This window comes from Sphingopyxis sp. FD7 (assembly GCF_003609835.1).
GTDB lineage: Bacteria > Pseudomonadota > Alphaproteobacteria > Sphingomonadales > Sphingomonadaceae > Sphingopyxis.
Genome location: NZ_AP017898.1, coordinates 3427115 through 3441596, shown reverse-complemented (window position 1 = coordinate 3441596; position 14482 = coordinate 3427115). Strand labels below are relative to the sequence as shown.

Annotated in this window: 17 protein-coding genes; 8 read left to right on the top strand and 9 right to left on the bottom strand. The window is 62.8% G+C overall.

All coding sequences use genetic code 11. The features are described from left to right. Positions 1 to 37: 37 nt before the first annotated feature. From SPYCA_RS16695 to SPYCA_RS16660, 9 genes are all read right to left on the bottom strand, one after another. Positions 38 to 232, bottom strand: coding sequence for a DUF411 domain-containing protein (locus SPYCA_RS16695; protein ID WP_058806627.1), 195 nt, complete (start codon positions 230 to 232; stop codon positions 38 to 40). Continuing rightward, a complete protein-coding gene (locus SPYCA_RS19145; RefSeq protein WP_003046382.1) occupies positions 204 to 551 on the bottom strand; it encodes a hypothetical protein in 348 nt (115 codons plus the stop codon). The genes SPYCA_RS16695 and SPYCA_RS19145 overlap by 29 nt, the downstream gene beginning before the upstream one ends. A 26-nt stretch (positions 552 to 577) precedes the next feature. Continuing rightward, the gene (locus SPYCA_RS16690) at positions 578 to 1045 is read right to left on the bottom strand and encodes a DUF411 domain-containing protein (protein WP_223181175.1); all 468 of its coding nucleotides are present in this window, start codon (positions 1043 to 1045) and stop codon (positions 578 to 580) included. 58 nt (positions 1046 to 1103) lie between these two features. Further along, positions 1104 to 1493 (bottom strand): DUF305 domain-containing protein, encoded by a 390-nt coding sequence (locus SPYCA_RS16685; RefSeq protein ID WP_223181178.1) that lies wholly within the window; start codon positions 1491 to 1493, stop codon positions 1104 to 1106. 92 nt (positions 1494 to 1585) lie between these two features. Continuing rightward, entirely contained in the window at positions 1586 to 2797 is a 1212-nt protein-coding gene (locus tag SPYCA_RS16680; RefSeq protein WP_003046391.1) for a copper resistance protein B, read from the bottom strand. Further along, a complete protein-coding gene (locus SPYCA_RS16675; RefSeq protein WP_374046507.1) occupies positions 2794 to 4629 on the bottom strand; it encodes a copper resistance system multicopper oxidase in 1836 nt (611 codons plus the stop codon). Before SPYCA_RS16675 ends, SPYCA_RS16680 begins: the two co-directional genes overlap by 4 nt. A gap of 119 nt (positions 4630 to 4748) precedes the next feature. Next, positions 4749 to 5333 (bottom strand): RNA polymerase sigma factor, encoded by a 585-nt coding sequence (locus SPYCA_RS16670; protein ID WP_003046398.1) that lies wholly within the window; start codon positions 5331 to 5333, stop codon positions 4749 to 4751. Then, a complete protein-coding gene (locus SPYCA_RS16665) occupies positions 5330 to 5767 on the bottom strand; it encodes a periplasmic heavy metal sensor (RefSeq protein WP_003046401.1) in 438 nt (145 codons plus the stop codon). Before SPYCA_RS16665 ends, SPYCA_RS16670 begins: the two co-directional genes overlap by 4 nt. A gap of 2 nt (positions 5768 to 5769) precedes the next feature. After that, entirely contained in the window at positions 5770 to 6015 is a 246-nt protein-coding gene (locus SPYCA_RS16660; protein ID WP_137870392.1) for a hypothetical protein, read from the bottom strand. Positions 6016 to 6173: 158 nt separating this feature from the next. On the opposite strand from SPYCA_RS16660, the gene copC reads away from it, so the two are divergent. The 8 genes from copC (at position 6174) to SPYCA_RS16620 (ending at position 14413) form a co-directional block, all read left to right on the top strand. After that, positions 6174 to 6563: a copper homeostasis periplasmic binding protein CopC gene (copC, locus tag SPYCA_RS16655; protein ID WP_232003687.1), complete on the top strand. Its 390-nt coding sequence runs from the start codon at positions 6174 to 6176 to the stop codon at positions 6561 to 6563. A gap of 6 nt (positions 6564 to 6569) precedes the next feature. Then, on the top strand, positions 6570 to 7538 hold the full coding sequence (gene copD / locus SPYCA_RS16650) for a copper homeostasis membrane protein CopD (protein ID WP_003046408.1): 969 nt from the start codon (positions 6570 to 6572) through the stop codon (positions 7536 to 7538). A 95-nt stretch (positions 7539 to 7633) separates the two neighbouring features. After that, on the top strand, positions 7634 to 8260 hold the full coding sequence (locus tag SPYCA_RS16645; protein ID WP_231732870.1) for a helix-turn-helix domain-containing protein: 627 nt from the start codon (positions 7634 to 7636) through the stop codon (positions 8258 to 8260). A 137-nt stretch (positions 8261 to 8397) separates the two neighbouring features. Beyond that, entirely contained in the window at positions 8398 to 9075 is a 678-nt protein-coding gene (locus SPYCA_RS16640; protein ID WP_003046415.1) for a class I SAM-dependent methyltransferase, read from the top strand. A 166-nt stretch (positions 9076 to 9241) separates the two neighbouring features. Beyond that, positions 9242 to 11563 carry a heavy metal translocating P-type ATPase gene (locus SPYCA_RS16635; protein WP_039578973.1) on the top strand — a complete coding sequence of 774 codons (2322 nt, stop codon included), beginning with the start codon at positions 9242 to 9244 and terminating at the stop codon, positions 11561 to 11563. 52 nt (positions 11564 to 11615) lie between these two features. Next, entirely contained in the window at positions 11616 to 12092 is a 477-nt protein-coding gene (locus tag SPYCA_RS16630; protein WP_011542707.1) for a YybH family protein, read from the top strand. A gap of 264 nt (positions 12093 to 12356) precedes the next feature. Continuing rightward, positions 12357 to 12950, top strand: a complete 594-nt coding sequence (locus SPYCA_RS16625; protein WP_223181176.1) for a c-type cytochrome — start codon at positions 12357 to 12359, stop codon at positions 12948 to 12950. 185 nt (positions 12951 to 13135) lie between these two features. Next, entirely contained in the window at positions 13136 to 14413 is a 1278-nt protein-coding gene (locus SPYCA_RS16620) for a hypothetical protein (protein ID WP_011542709.1), read from the top strand. The last annotated feature ends 69 nt before the right edge of the window (positions 14414 to 14482 follow it).

The window sequence follows — 14482 nt, the reverse complement described above, 5'->3', positions numbered from 1 at the left end:
CGAGCTATCTTCGCGGCCTTGGCATGACCAGAAATAATCACCACTCATCGCTATAAACGAGATGGTTATTCCATATGGTTATATCTCTCGCTGCGGCATCGAGCAGCGCCCGACCGCGCGGCATGCCGGGCGCGGCGATGCCGGACACTTCGCGCAGCTTGTCCTCGACCGCCCGGGCGACATGCCGCGTCGGCACATGCTCCTTATTTTTTGTCCATATCGTGCCCGGCATGAGGATCGGGTTCGGGTTCGACAGGTTTCGGCGCTTCCGGCGCGGCCTTTGCCCGCGGCGGCACAGCGGCCTTCGCGGCGGGTTCTTGCTTGGGGCGGGATTTCTCCGGAGGCATCGCTTCTTCGGTCGGCGCCGCCGGGGCAGACGCGGCGGGCGGCTCGTCCGCTACGGGCATGGTCTCGACCATTGCGGGCGGCTCACCGGCAGTGACCTCACTCTGTTCCGGTGTGACGTCGCTCTGCTGCGCGGGCTCAGTGCCGCATCCTGCCAGAGCAAATATCAGCGCGGCGGCGCTCGCTAGGGGAATGAATCTCGTCATATCTGTCTCCTCTTCGTGTCGGCAGGTCATGCGCGGAATTCAGAAACCTTGCCGTCGCTGCCGAATGCCATCACTTCGAATGCGTCCGCGCTTCCGTCCGGCATTTCCATTCCCGGAGAACCGCGCGGCATGCCGGGCACGGCGATTCCGCGAATGTCGCGTGGCTTGTCGTGGAGGAGTCTCGCAACATGCCGCATCGGCACATGACCCTCGATCGCATAGCCGCCGATCACGGCCGTGTGGCACGACGCCAGCTGGCCAGGCACACCATATCGCGTCTTTACGGCGGCCATGTCAGCGCGGTTCTCGACAGTCACATCATAACCGGCCTTGCGTGCGATATCCGCCCAAGCTTCGCAGCAGCCGCATTCGGGATCGCGATAAACGAGCATTCGCTTGGGGCTGGACGTCTCGGCGCCCGGCGCGGGCGCCGCGCCATTCTTATCGCTGGTCGCCGCCGGGCCCGAGGCAGAATTGCATGCCGCAAGCGCCATCCCCGATCCGACCGCAATCAGGCCGAAAAGATGACGGCGCGTCATCAGATTTTTCATGTCATTTCCTCGCGAGAATGGATTTCATCTGTTCGATTTCGGCCGCCTGCCCCGCGATGATGCCGCGGCAGAGTTCGCGTATCTCGGCATCTTTGAGAGAAGCCTGTTCACACATGAGGATCGCGCCCGAGTGATGCGGGATCATCGAACGCAAGAAGGCCGTGTCGCCGATCGTCGTCTGTGTCCGGATGAGCCCGAAGCTCCCGAAGAAGGCAACTGCCGATCCCAGCAGCAGGAACGTATTGAGACGTTTCGACGGGAACATGCCCGGCATTGCGACGATCATCAGCACGACCATCGGCGAGACCATCATCAGCGTCATGTAGAGCATGTTGAGATTATTGTAGAAGCTCGAGAGGCGGTCGATCATGACGAACATCACCAGATACATGATGACGCCGCTGACGATCGTCTGCAGCGCGAGGCTGCGATAGGCTGGTTTCACGGCATTTCTCCTCGACGTGTCGCCACCCCGCGAAACTTCTAGAACCAGGCCCGCACCCCCATCACGAAGCTGACGCCGCTCGCATCCTCGCCCGCGGCGCGGGCAAAACGCGCGGTATCGCCGACCTTGCGCGCCCATTCGACGCCGACATAAGGCGCGAATTCCTTCACGACCTCGTAACGCAGGCGAAGCCCGAGCTCGAAATCCGAAAGCCCCGAACCAACGCCGGTCTCGGGGACATCCTGGAGCGCAAAATTGACCTCCGCCATCGGCTGGAGGATCAGTTTCTGGGTGATGCGCTGGTCGTAATAGCCTTCGAGCCGGGCGAGCAGATCACCCTTGTTCGAAAGAAACAGCGCGCCCTCGACTTCGAACCAATAGGGGGCGAGCCCCTCGAAGCCGATCGTCGCATAGGTGCGGTCGGGGCCGGGCCCAAGATCCTGCCTGATACCCGCCTGCGCGTTGAAATAGGGTCCGATCGCCCGGCTGTAGAGCGCCTGTACCTCGGCGCTCTCGATGCCTTCGCCGAACACGCCCTCGCCTTCGCTCTTGATCGTCAGCCGGTTAATGTCGCCGCCGTACCAAGCCTCACCGTCCCAGCGGAACCCGTCGCGGCCCTTGCGCGCCTGATATTCGGCAAGGTTGAAGCTGATGAAAGCGATGGTCTGCGCACCATTCTCTTTCATCATGTCGTGGCGCGAATGCTCCATTTCGGCTTGGGGATAAATGCGATCGGCATACCAGTCGCCGGGAGGCGCAGGCGCGGTAGCATCGCCCGGCGGCAAATCGGTGCCGCTAGCGCTGCTCGTGGTCGCCATGCCTTCCATTCCCGCCATCGCGTCCGCAGATCCGCCCTTCGGGGTGCAATGGCCCATTTTGGCATGTTCGGGCGGGCAATCGGGATCGGACGGCTGCGGTGCGCCATGATCCATCGCACCCATGTCCGAAGCGCCCTTGCCTGGAGCTTCCGCCTCAGGCGTACAATGACCCATCGCCGCATGTTCGGGCGGGCAGCTTGAAGCCTCGGGTTCCATGTCCATGCCCTGCATGTTCCCATGGTCCATCTGCTCCATCGACCCTTCGGCGGGCGCTTCGGGCGCGGACTGCGCTACGGGTGCTGGCGTTGGCGAGGGAGCGGGTGTCGGCGCGGGCGCCGCACCATGCATCGAATGATCCATCGACTGCGCCGCGGCGGGCACAGCAAAGGCCAGCGGGGCGATACCCGCGAGGAGAAGCGCGACCCGGGTCATTCGCCGTCTCCCTTCGGACGGACGCTGACGACGCGCATCATCCCCGCGTGCATGTGATAGAGAAGGTGGCAATGGAACGCCCAGTCGCCGAGCGCGTCGGCGGTGAAATCGAAGCTCGCGATGCCGCCCGGCTGGACAAGCACCGTATGCTTGCGCGGCGACCGGTCGCCCTTGCCCGTCACCAGTTCGAAAAAATGGCCGTGGAGGTGGATGGGGTGGCTCATCATCGAATCGTTGATGAGGTTGATCCGCACGCGCTCTCCCTCGATGAAGGGGATGGGCTCGTGATAGTCGGACATCTTGATGCCGTCGAACGACCACATGAAGCGTTCCATATTGCCGGTCAGATGGATGTCGAGCGAGCGCGAGGCGGCGCGGGTATCGGGGTTGCGCTCGAGCGCGACAAGGTCATGGTAGGTCAGCACCTTGTGCCCGACATTCTCCAGTCCCTGCCCCGGCTCGCCCATGCGATCCATCGGCATCGGCGAGATCGTCTGAACGCTGGGATCGCGCTTGACCTGCGGCGCGACACTGAAGTCGCGCATGCTGTGCTGCATGCCTCCGCCAGATCCATGATCCATGCCCGCCATCGCGCCGCTTTCCCCCGCTGGCGTACAATGGCCCATCTTGGCATGTTCGGGAGGACAAGAAGGGTCGCTCGCCGGCATGGGCATGGCGCCCATATCGCCGCCCGAATGGTCCATACCCGCCATCGCGCCGCCCGACATGTCGCCCATGCCCATGTCCTTCATGGTCGCGAGCGGCCGTTCGCGGAGCGGCGGCACCTCGGCGACCATGCCAGCGCGCGGTGCGAGCGTCGCGCGTCCCATGCCCGAGCGGTCATTGGCCTCGGCAACGAGCGTATAAGCACGGTCCTCGACCGGGGTCACGATGACGTCATAGGTTTCGGCGACCGCGATCTGGAACTCGTCGATTTCGGTCGGCACGACATTGAGCCCATCAGCCTGGACGACGGTCATCCTGAGGCCCGGGATACGGACGTTGAAGATCGTCATCGCCGACGCATTGACGATGCGCAGGCGTACCCGCTCGCCGGGGCTGAAGAGCGCGGTCCAGTTGTCGCGCGGACCATGGCCGTTGACGAGGAAGGTGTAGGTCGAACCATTGACGTCGGCGACGTCGGTCGGGTCCATCCGCATCTTGCCCCAATCGATCCGCTCCTTGAGCGGTTGATCCTTGCCGGCAAGCAGGCCCGCCAGCGTCTGGCGCTGCATGTTGAAATGGCCGGGATTGACCTTGAGCTTGCGGAAGATCGCCTCGGGCGACAATTGACTGTGGTCGGACAGGACGACGACATGCTCGCGGTCGTAGCCGATCGGGTCGGCGCCCGCGGGATCGATGACGATCGGGCCATAATGGCCGAGCTGTTCCTGAAGCCCCGAATGGCTGTGATACCAATAGGTCCCCGATTGAACGACCGGGAATTCATAGACAAACTTCGAGCGCGGCTTGATCCCGGGGAAGCTGACGCCGGGCACGCCGTCCATCTGGAACGGCAGGATCAGGCCGTGCCAGTGAATCGAGCTGTCCTCGTCGAGATCGTTGACGACGGTGAGGCGCGCGTTTTGTCCCTCCTTCAGCCGGACGAGCGGCGCGGGCACGGTGCCGTTGATCCCGATCGCGCGACTGACCTTGCCGTCGATGCGCATCGTCTGGCGCGCGATGCGCAGCGTTATGTCATTGCCGGATACGGTCGGAAGCGGCGCGGTGATGCCGGACGACACCGGCTGGGCCCAGGCCGGGAACCATGCGGCCATCGCCGCAGCAGCCCCTCCACCCAAAGCTCCACTGACGAACCGACGCCTTTCCATCTGCATATTCTTTCCGACCGTTACTGACTGTTCCTAAAGCTATACGCAGGCGGCACGCCTGCCCCTCAATAAAAATGCCGGACGATGAGGAGATGCCGCCTGAACGAGCGGTCGAACCCTCAACCCTCGGCGCTCGCAGATGTTCCCGCGAGCAATTCCCGGAGCCTGGTCCGCGCTCGATAGAGGCGCGTTTCGACTGTTTTCTCGCTGACCCGCAAAATGACCGCTGTTTCGGCCTGGCTGACCTCGTCGACACCGCGGAGGAGCAACACTTCGCGCAAATTCTGCGGCAGCTGATCGATCGCCCCGCGAACCCTGGCGAGCTCTCGCCTGTCGGTCGCCGCGGAATCGGGCCCAGGACCATCGCTTGCTACGTGATGCGCATTTTCGAGCGGGAGCGCGCGGGAGAAAAAGGCGCGCACCTTTCGCCGTCGTGCCCAGTCGCGACATTTGTTGAGCGCGATACGGGCGATCCATGTGCGGAAGGGGCGTTCGCCATCATAGCGATCGAGCGCCGAAAAGCCGGAGACGAACGTCTCCTGCGTCAAATCCATCGCCTCGTCGGCATCGCCGATCTGCTTTACGATGAGCCGGTAGACGCCCGTTTTGTAACGGCGCAGCAACTCGCGATAGGCGTCTTCGCGGTGCGCGCGCGCAAAGGCCGCCAGATCCTGGTCGCTACATTGCGATAGGTCGGCGCTCACCGCGCATCGGCGGTCAGCGCCTTGACCACGCTTTTGTCGAACATTTCCGCTTGATCGGGGTTGAGAACCCCGCGCATCGCGAAGAGATGCTGGAGCGTTTCCTTCTGCAATGTCCCCATCACCTCATGCGTCTCGTCGATCGCCTCGGTGACGCGCGGTCCATAGCCATGCTCGGCTTCGATCGCCTGCGCGAGCCGGACATTGGCGGCGCGCATCTCGAGTTCGAGCGCCTGGCGGCGACCGGCGAAGTCGGCTTCGATCCGCTCGAGTTTCTTTTCCTGCTCCGGGGTCAGGTCGAGTTGGCCGTGGAGAAGCGCATGAAGTTCGGTTTCGCTGGCTTTGGGCGCATCGGCTACCAGACGGCCGATGAACACGCCGGCAATCGCCGCGGCGAAGGCAATGAGCCCCAAGAGAAGAAGACGGCGCGACGGCATCGCTACTGTACATCCAGCAAGGTGGAAGGCACCAATGCGCTAGGCGGGCCGAATGGGGTCAGGGGGCTTGCCGCGACCGCCGGCTGGGAAATCGCACTCCCCGCAAAGACACCGCCGCCGAGCGAGACAAAGGCCGCGAGCGCCATCAGGCGGCGCATCGCTACCGCTTCGCGCCGGCGGATCGCCAATGCGCCCATGATGCGATCATCGAGCGCATCGAGCGCTGCGGGCAGATCGATCCTGTTCAAAATGCGAAGCTCCTTATCCATCGATCGTCTCTTCAAACCTTTCCATCATTGTACATACGCGCCGAAGCGCCTCACCCCTCACACCAGAATATTATTCCGGAATATTTGAGGGCCATGCCGATATCCTGCGTATTAGCAGGACAGACACGCATTTGGAGGTGTTCATGTTCAAGTCTCTTCTCCCCTCTGCAGCGGCGGCTTTCGCTCTGCTTCTCATGCCGGCCACGGCAAGCGCGCACACCAAGCTCGTCAGCTCGACGCCCGCCGCCAATTCGACCGTTTCGAAGGTCACGTCGGTCAATCTTCAGTTCAACGAAAAGATCGTCGCCTCGACCCTCAAGACCGAGCTGGTCATGACCGGCATGCCCGGCATGGCCAATCATGCCCCGATGAAGGTGCCTTACTCGTCGATGATGGGCAAAGAGGGCAAGTCGGCGATGCTGATGCTCAAGCGGCCGCTGACAGCCGGAACCTACAAGGTCACATGGTCGGCGGCGGGCGCTGATACCCACCGCATGGGCAGCGAATTCAGCTTCACCGTAAAGTAAAAGACGGTGGGGGACCCCGTTCTGATCGGCATCAGGTTCGCACTTTATGCGGACCTGATGCTCATCGCCGGCCTTGCTGCGTTCCCGCTTTTTGCGCTGACACGGAGCGAACGCCTTGCGCCGCAGTCGATGATGGCCTCGATCTGGCGCGCAGAGCGATGGCTCTGCGCCGCCGGACTGCTTCTCTCCATCTTGGGGATGGGCGTGCTCGCGGCTTCGATGCAGGGTGTGGGGCTCCTCTCCCTGGAACTCCAGCCTTTTTGGGACCTTGTTCGCGAGACCGAGGTCGGCACAGCCTGGGTCTACCGGAGCGCAGCGCTGCTGCTCGCGCTGGGAGTCGCGATCTGGATGGTCCGCTGGCCGACAACTTCGGCCGCCGTACTCGCGGCCGCGGGCTCGGTGGCCGTCGCGAGTCTGGTCTGGTCCGGCCACGCCGGCGCGACCGAAGGCGCCGCAGGCACCGTGCACCGGATCAGCGACATCTTGCACCTGATTGCAGCGGCGGTCTGGATCGGCGCGATCGGCGCCTTCCTGATCCTGATCTCACCACGTCGTGTCCGCGAATGGCCGGGCGGACTCCAAATTGCGGCGCGGAGCCTCGATCAATTCTCGCGCGTCGGTACGATCTGCGTCCTCGTCATCGCCGCCACCGGCCTCGTCAACAGCCAGATGATCGTCGGCGCCGAGAATCTCGGCCGTTCCCTCGGCTCGCCCTATGGACAATTGCTTCTCGCCAAGCTTGCGCTGTTCGGACTGATGCTGGCGCTCGCGGCGGCGAACCGCTGGCGGCTGACCCCGGCGCTCGCGGCCGCCGTCCCGGGGACCGATACCGACAATGTCGACGCCGACCCCGACCTCGCGATTGCAGCCATGCGCAGAAGCCTCATCATCGAAGCGTCGGCCGCGCTCGCCATACTCGCGCTGGTTGCCTGGTTCGGTACGCTCGAACCCTTCGTCACCGCCGATCCGGTTTGACCCCAAGCACCGCCTCTTGGTCGGGTTCGATCATGCTCGGGACCGGCTGGGCGCTCATTGACGCGCGCATCGGGAGCAGCCGTCCCCATAACCATGTGGCGCACCAGATCAGCCTCGCCATCGAACGCGACCTCGAAATTTCCGGTGATGCCGACCTGATAGTTCCCGCCGGACACGCCATTGCGATAGCGTCGCATGTCCGGCACCGCCTCGGGCCGCCGGGCGCCCTCGTGCGGTCATTTTATCTCGACCCGCTTTTTCGTGCCGGCACCCGGCTGTCCGCCGGATCGGCGCCTGTCCTGTTGACGCCGATAGAGACAGCCGGACTAGGTGACATCGCAAGCGGCGCGGACGCGAAGCGCTGGGCGTCCGACTATCTCGACCGCTCGCAGGCGCGTCCGGTGGATGCCCGCCTGTCCGAAGTGCTCGCGGCCCCTGACGATTTGTCGACCGCGCGCGCCTTGGCCGACGTCGCCTGCCTTTCGCCCTCGCGCCTCCGCGAAATCGTCAGCCGCGACTTCGGCGTGCCTCCGGCCAAATTGCTGCAATGGCTCCAGCTTCAACGCGCCGTGCGGACGCTGGTCGGCGGCGGAGGTCTTGCCGACGCCGCGGCGGCGGGAGGCTTCGCCGATCAATCGCACTTCACGCGCCGCTGCGCTCAATGGCTAGGCGTGACGCCTTCGGCCGGCCTTAGTGCCTTCGCGTTCGAAATCGTGCCCTGAGCCGGATGCGCCTCGCACCGCGTCGCCCCGGCGAAACATTCAAGACTGCCGCGCCTGTTTGCCCTTAAGCGTCTCGTCGAGACCGGCGATTGCGGCCGCAATCCGGCGGCAAGCCAAAGCGTCGAAAGGAGACGGCCATGCCCGACCCGAAACCCGTAGCAAGATCCTACACGCCAGCGGCAGGATATCACTTCCTGACGCCCTTTTATGATTTCGGCGTCGCGGTGACAACGCGCGAGCGCGTGTGGCGCGACCGTCTCGTTCGCCATATGGCGCTCGGCGAGGGTGACGTCATTCTCGATATCGGCTCGGGTACGGGAAATCTTGCGCTGGCGATCGCTCGCCATAGCCGGGACGTCCGCTATCTTGGTTTCGACCCCGACGAGGCAGCGACGCGAATTGCCCGAACGAAGACCGCGCAGATTGTTCCACCGCCGGAGTTTCGAGTTGGCTTTTTCGCGGCTTCGGCGATCGATGACTGGCCCCCGCCTGCCAAGATTGCGATCTGCCTCGTCCTTCATCAGGTCGGGCTTGAGGAAAAGGCACGTCTGCTACGCGAGGCCCGGCAGGTGCTCGCGCCGGGCGGCAAACTCTATGTTGCCGACTATGGGGAACAGCGCAGCCGCCTCATGCGGTTGTTGTTCCGCCTCACGATCCAGCAGCTCGACGGCGTCCAGGACACCCAGCCCAACGCCGATGGATTGCTCCCGGTGCTGATGAGAGAGGCAGGCTTTTGCGATGTTCGCGAGCTTGAGACGTTCCGCACGCCAACCGGTGCGATCGGGATCATCGAGGCCCGAAAGCCCGGGACCTGACGGCACGGGGCAAAGAAAATCCAAGGGATAACCGCTCTTCTTGCGTATCGATAGAAGCGGCTCCATTCTGGAACCGCCAGGAACGACGCCAACGGCGAACTCGACCGGTGGCGTTTGGACCGCCCCGCCGCGAGGCGGGCATCCGACACATACGGGAGCGGCGGCGATGCACGATCATCAGGGCGCAGAAAAAGGCAGCGGGAGCACGACTGATCCGGTCTGCGGCATGATGGTCGATCCGGCCACCACACCTCATATCGCGACGCATAGCGGCAAGCATCACTATTTCTGCAGCGCAGGCTGCCTCGCCAAATTCGAGGCCGATCCCGATCTTTATGCCGCAAAACGCGAGCCGGCCGCAGCCGATGCACCCGAAGGCGCCATCTGGACCTGCCCGATGCATCCCGAGATCCAGCGCGCCGGCCCCGGAAGCTGCCCGATCTGCGGCATGGCACTCGAGCCCGTCATGCCGACAGCATCGGGCGGCCCCAGCGAAGAATATCGCGATATGCGGCGGCGCTTCTGGATCGGGCTCCTTCTCGCACTCCCGGTGGTTGCGCTCGAAATGGGCGGCCATCTGACAGGCCTTCATCAATTTGTCGGTCGCCAGACGAACAACTGGACCCAGATGTTGCTCGCGACTCCCGTCGTTCTATGGGCGGGCTGGCCCTTCTTCGAGCGCGCGTGGCTCTCAATCCGCAACAAAAGCCTCAACATGTTCACCCTCATCGCGATGGGGACCGGGGTCGCGTGGGGCTACAGCATGATCGCGGCGATCGTCCCCCAAATCTTTCCGGCTGCGTTCCGCGCCGATGATGGCTCGGTCGCGGTCTATTTCGAGGCGGCGGCGGTCATCACGGTGCTGGTGCTACTCGGGCAGGTGCTCGAACTCAGGGCCCGCGAAACGACGAGCGGCGCGATCCGCGCGCTCCTTGACCTCACACCGAAGCTCGCCCGGCGCGTCCGCAGCGATGGAAGCGACGAGGAGGTCGCGCTCGAGGACGTCGCGGTCGGTGACATGCTACGCATCCGTCCGGGCGAAAAAGTCCCCGTCGATGGCATCGTCGTAGAAGGCCGCGGCACGGTCGACGAATCGATGGTCACGGGCGAATCGATGCCGGTGACCAAGGCGGCCGGGGCGGCGCTGGTCGGCGGAACGATCAATCAAACGGGCGGCCTGCTCATGCGCAGCGAGAAGGTCGGGCGCGACACGATGCTCGCGCGAATCGTACAGATGGTCGCCGATGCGCAGCGCAGCCGCGCGCCGATCCAGCGTCTCGCCGATGCCGTTTCGGGCTGGTTCGTGCCCGGCGTCATCGTCGTCGCCATTGCCGCTTTCGTTGTCTGGTCGCTTCTGGGCCCCGTGCCCGCCATGGCCTATGGCCTTATCGCCGCCGTCTCGGTGCTCATCATCGCCTGTCCCTGCGCGCTCGGCCTCGCGACGCCAATGTCCATCATGGTCGGCGTGGGGCGCGGCGCCGAAGTTGGCGTGCTGATCAAAAATGCCGAGGCGCTTGAGCGGATGGAGAAGGTCGACACGCTCGTCGTCGATAAGACCGGGACGCTGACAGAAGGCAGACCCTCGGTCGTCGCCATCGAAGTCGCCGAAGGGTTCGAGGAAAACGACCTCCTCCGGATTGCCGCGAGCCTTGAGCGCAGCAGCGAACATCCATTGGCCGCCGCAATCGTCAAAGCGGCGGAAGACCGCGCCCTCGCGCTCGTCGAGCCATCGGGAGTCGACCAGCCGGTCGGCAAGGGCATCGTCGGGGTCGTCGACGACAAGGCGATCGTCCTCGGCAATGCGAACTTTCTCGAAGAATATGACGTCGATCTGGGCGCACTCGCCGAGGCGGCTGACCGGCTTCGTACAGACGGTGCAACGGCGATCTACATCGCGGTCAGCGGCAAGGCGGCCGGCGTCATCGCCATCGCCGATCCGGTCAAGGAGACGACGGGCGACGCACTCGCGGCGCTGCGCGAAGCCGGAATCAAGGTCATCATGCTAACCGGCGACAATCGCGTCACCGCCGAGGCGATCGCGCGGCGCCTCGGCATCGACGACGTCGAGGCCGATGTCCTCCCCGACCAGAAGAGTGCGGTCGTGCAGCGGCTGCGCGAAGAGGGCCGGATCGTCGCCATGGCCGGCGACGGGGTAAACGACGCCCCCGCGCTCGCCGCCGCCGACGTCGGCATCGCGATGGGTTCGGGAACCGATGTCGCCATCGAAAGCGCGGGTGTGACGCTACTGCGCGGCGACCTTCTGGGCATCGTGCGGGCGCGGCATCTCAGCCATGCGACGATGGCGAACATCCGTCAGAATCTCTTCTTCGCTTTCGCCTATAATGTCGCCGGGATTCCCGTCGCTGCGGGCGTGCTCTATCCGATTTTCGGACTATTGCTCTCGCCGGTCATTGCCGCCGCTGCAATGGCACTCTCGTCCGTCAGCGTCATCGCCAATTCTTTGCGGCTGCGCTTTGCCAGAATCTGATCGAAACCACCGGAGGCACTCGTGAAGTGTCGGCACAACAAGGGGAAATGATATGAGACGACTGACGATTACAGCAATCGCATTGGCCATGCTGGTGGCCGTCCCGGCTCAGGCGACCGAGCCTGCGGATTATCAGGGCGCGGCGGCAGCGCTCGCGCAGTATAAATCGGCGATGGAGAAACTGGACCTGACCGGCGTCGAGGCCCTCTTTTCGCCAGACGCCCAGATATTCGAGTCCGGCGGCGTTGAAGGGAACTTCGCCCACTATCGCGACCATCACATGGGTCCCGAACTCAAGGAATTCAAATCCTTCACCTTCCGCAATTACAAGATTTCGGTTCGCGGCGAAGGAAATATCGCGATCGCAACCGAGACCTACAGCTTCTCGATTGTGCTCGCGAGCGGCGAGACCATCGAACGGGATGGCGTCGCTACGAGTGTCCTCAAACAGGACAACGGAAAGTGGCAGATCTTCAATCTCCACAGCTCCTCACGCAAGCCGAAGGTGCGGCCGGCGGGTGGCATCTGAGCGGGCAAAAAAGGGGCTAGTCCTCACGATCTCTCCGAACCCACACCTAGCAGGACGCATGAGCCCGAGCGGGTGTGGGCACCCTGAAATGGCTCGTCGCGGCAAGTACGGAAACGCCTGCCTCGTCTGTGACAAGGGCAAAGCTGTTGGGGTGCGTATCATCTGTTGCACAGCCGCCGCATTGCGTTCGGCTGCAAAGCTCAAGGCCTGTTATGCGGGAGATAGATAATGGAGCGATTTCGAACTTTCGATTTCCGAAAGCATATGCCGAGCGTGACGTTCACGCTGCTGGCGGTTGCCCTGATAGCGGGCGCGGGTGCGATCACCGTCTATCTCGGCCTATATAATATAGCGGCCGATGCCCCCCATAACCGGCTGACTTACAGCGTCATCGAAACATTCAGGGAGAAGTCCATCGCAGCGCGATCCGGATCGATCGCGGTGCCGGCAGATTTGGCGGCTCCGGCGCGGATCGCGTCGGGCGCAGGTCTCTATACCGAGATGTGCAGCGGCTGCCATCTCGCGCCCGGGATGGAAAAGACCGAAATGAGTCAAGGGCTGTATCCGCAAGCGCCCGTCTTGTTCAAAGGTTCGGAACGTTCGGCTGCGGAGCAATTCTGGATCATCAAGCATGGCATCAAGATGACCGCCATGCCGGCCTGGGGGAAAACGCATGATGATCGTCTCATCTGGGATATGGTCGCGTTTGTCCGAAAACTCCCTGGCCTGTCGCCGGCACAATATCAGGCTATTACGCAGAATGCGCCAATGGACCATGACGCGATGATGAAGGGCATGACAGAGGCGGAAGGCGCGAGTCAGAAACCAAGCGGAGCGGGCGAACACGCAGGGCACTGAGGTCGTCGACAATTATGCAGCGCCGGGCGTGAACGGGCTCGTTTCGACCTTCCATTCCCGCCCACCTTGCCGGTGGGACGGAAGGTTTCGCCTTTCGCTAAGGGCCGGATCGAGCGAACTGTCTTGGCCGGCAAGCCGCAGGTGGAAAACAGCAATTCGGAATGGATCAAGCGGGGGCTATAAACATGAAGCGCGATCTTGTTCGCGAACTGATCGAGCGCTGGCGCGGCGATTCCGGCTCGACCTATCAAAGCTGGTTCCTGTGGGAGGAACGACTGAAGAATTTTCGGTCGATCAGAAGAGGAATCTCGCAGGTCGTCGCCGAAATTGAGGCCGGCACCTTCGGAGCGGCATATCGGGGCTCGTCATTGGAGATCATTGTTCATTCAATCGCCGAGCAACGACAGATTTTCAAAGGTGCGGATCATGCTTTCTTGTGGAAGCCCAAACTCCGAATCCCGGACATCTACGAGAACGCCGACAATCAACGAGCTTTTGGCAGACTTCTTCACCATTGCTCCTGTTGCGATACCGCCGAGGAGGTCGTCGCCGGGATCCTCGCAATCGACAGACAGAAGATCAAGGGGTTGGGTCCTGCGGTAGCCAACATTCTCTATTTTCTGCATCCCACCCTTGTGCCTCCGTTCAATACGGCAATCGTAAAGGGCTACAACGCGCTGACGGGTGCGAATGTGAAGCTTGGCAGCTGGGAGCATTTTCTCGCGATGCGCGCGGGCATTCTGGATCTCAACGATTGCTACCGGGATCTTCTCTCCAACGATTTGGGCGCGATAGGAGGGCTGCTGTTCGATATCGGATCGGGACGGTTTCCAGCCCCACCGCTCAGCGGTTCGAGCGAAAATGCTCGCGATTGGATGGCCTTGCTGAATGAAACGCGCTCACAGTCCGACAAGTTCGATAAGGGGCTTGCAAATCAGAAAGAGAGCGACCGGACGCATAGCGAAGTCCAATCCTGGCTTCGGGACCTCGGCCTTGCACTTGGATATGACGTCTGGGTAGCGGCAAATGACCGGGGGCGCCTTCATGAGGGTGTACCGCTCGGGTCTCGATGCCTCGATAGCTTGCCGCATGCCATCGCAACCGCTCAAGGAAGCGATGCCATAAGACTGATCGACATCTTATGGCTCGAGCAATCGACGGCTACGGTCGCGGCGGCATTCGAAGTCGAGCATTCGACATCCATTTATTCCGGAATTGTCCGCATGCTTGATCTCGCGCTGAGCAGCGAGAATCTTCATTTGTCGACGCCACTTTTCCTGGTTGCACCCGATGCGCGAGAAGCCGATGTCCGCGCTCAGCTCCGACGCCCGGCTTTCAGCCGGATCGGTGATCTCGACATTTCCTACCTGCCCTACGCCGAGCTCGAACAGAACAGGGTCGCCATTGCCCGCTTCGGTACGGGCCTGAAGGCGATCAAGGCGATCTCCCATCCATTGCCGTGAGGCAGCCGACGACGCGTAGGCCTCCGAAAGCAGTTGGTCTTTGCATCCTCGCGGCGTCACAGGGAAAGC

Excerpts from the sequence above, each read along its gene's own strand:
- SPYCA_RS16695 (WP_058806627.1), bottom strand. The coding sequence starts at position 232 with ATGCCGGGCACGATATGGACAAAAAATAAGGAGCATGTGCCGACGCGG.
- SPYCA_RS19145 (WP_003046382.1), bottom strand. The coding sequence starts at position 551 with ATGACGAGATTCATTCCCCTAGCGAGCGCCGCCGCGCTGATATTTGCT.
- SPYCA_RS16690 (WP_223181175.1), bottom strand. The coding sequence starts at position 1,045 with ATGGCGCTTGCGGCATGCAATTCTGCCTCGGGCCCGGCGGCGACCAGC.
- SPYCA_RS16685 (WP_223181178.1), bottom strand. The coding sequence starts at position 1,493 with ATGTATCTGGTGATGTTCGTCATGATCGACCGCCTCTCGAGCTTCTAC.
- SPYCA_RS16680 (WP_003046391.1), bottom strand. The coding sequence starts at position 2,797 with ATGACCCGGGTCGCGCTTCTCCTCGCGGGTATCGCCCCGCTGGCCTTT.
- SPYCA_RS16675 (WP_374046507.1), bottom strand. The coding sequence starts at position 4,629 with ATGGAAAGGCGTCGGTTCGTCAGTGGAGCTTTGGGTGGAGGGGCTGCT.
- SPYCA_RS16665 (WP_003046401.1), bottom strand. The coding sequence starts at position 5,767 with ATGCCGTCGCGCCGTCTTCTTCTCTTGGGGCTCATTGCCTTCGCCGCG.
- SPYCA_RS16640 (WP_003046415.1), top strand. The coding sequence starts at position 8,398 with ATGCCCGACCCGAAACCCGTAGCAAGATCCTACACGCCAGCGGCAGGA.
- SPYCA_RS16635 (WP_039578973.1), top strand. The coding sequence starts at position 9,242 with ATGCACGATCATCAGGGCGCAGAAAAAGGCAGCGGGAGCACGACTGAT.
- SPYCA_RS16630 (WP_011542707.1), top strand. The coding sequence starts at position 11,616 with ATGAGACGACTGACGATTACAGCAATCGCATTGGCCATGCTGGTGGCC.
- SPYCA_RS16625 (WP_223181176.1), top strand. The coding sequence starts at position 12,357 with ATGCCGAGCGTGACGTTCACGCTGCTGGCGGTTGCCCTGATAGCGGGC.
- SPYCA_RS16620 (WP_011542709.1), top strand. The coding sequence starts at position 13,136 with ATGAAGCGCGATCTTGTTCGCGAACTGATCGAGCGCTGGCGCGGCGAT.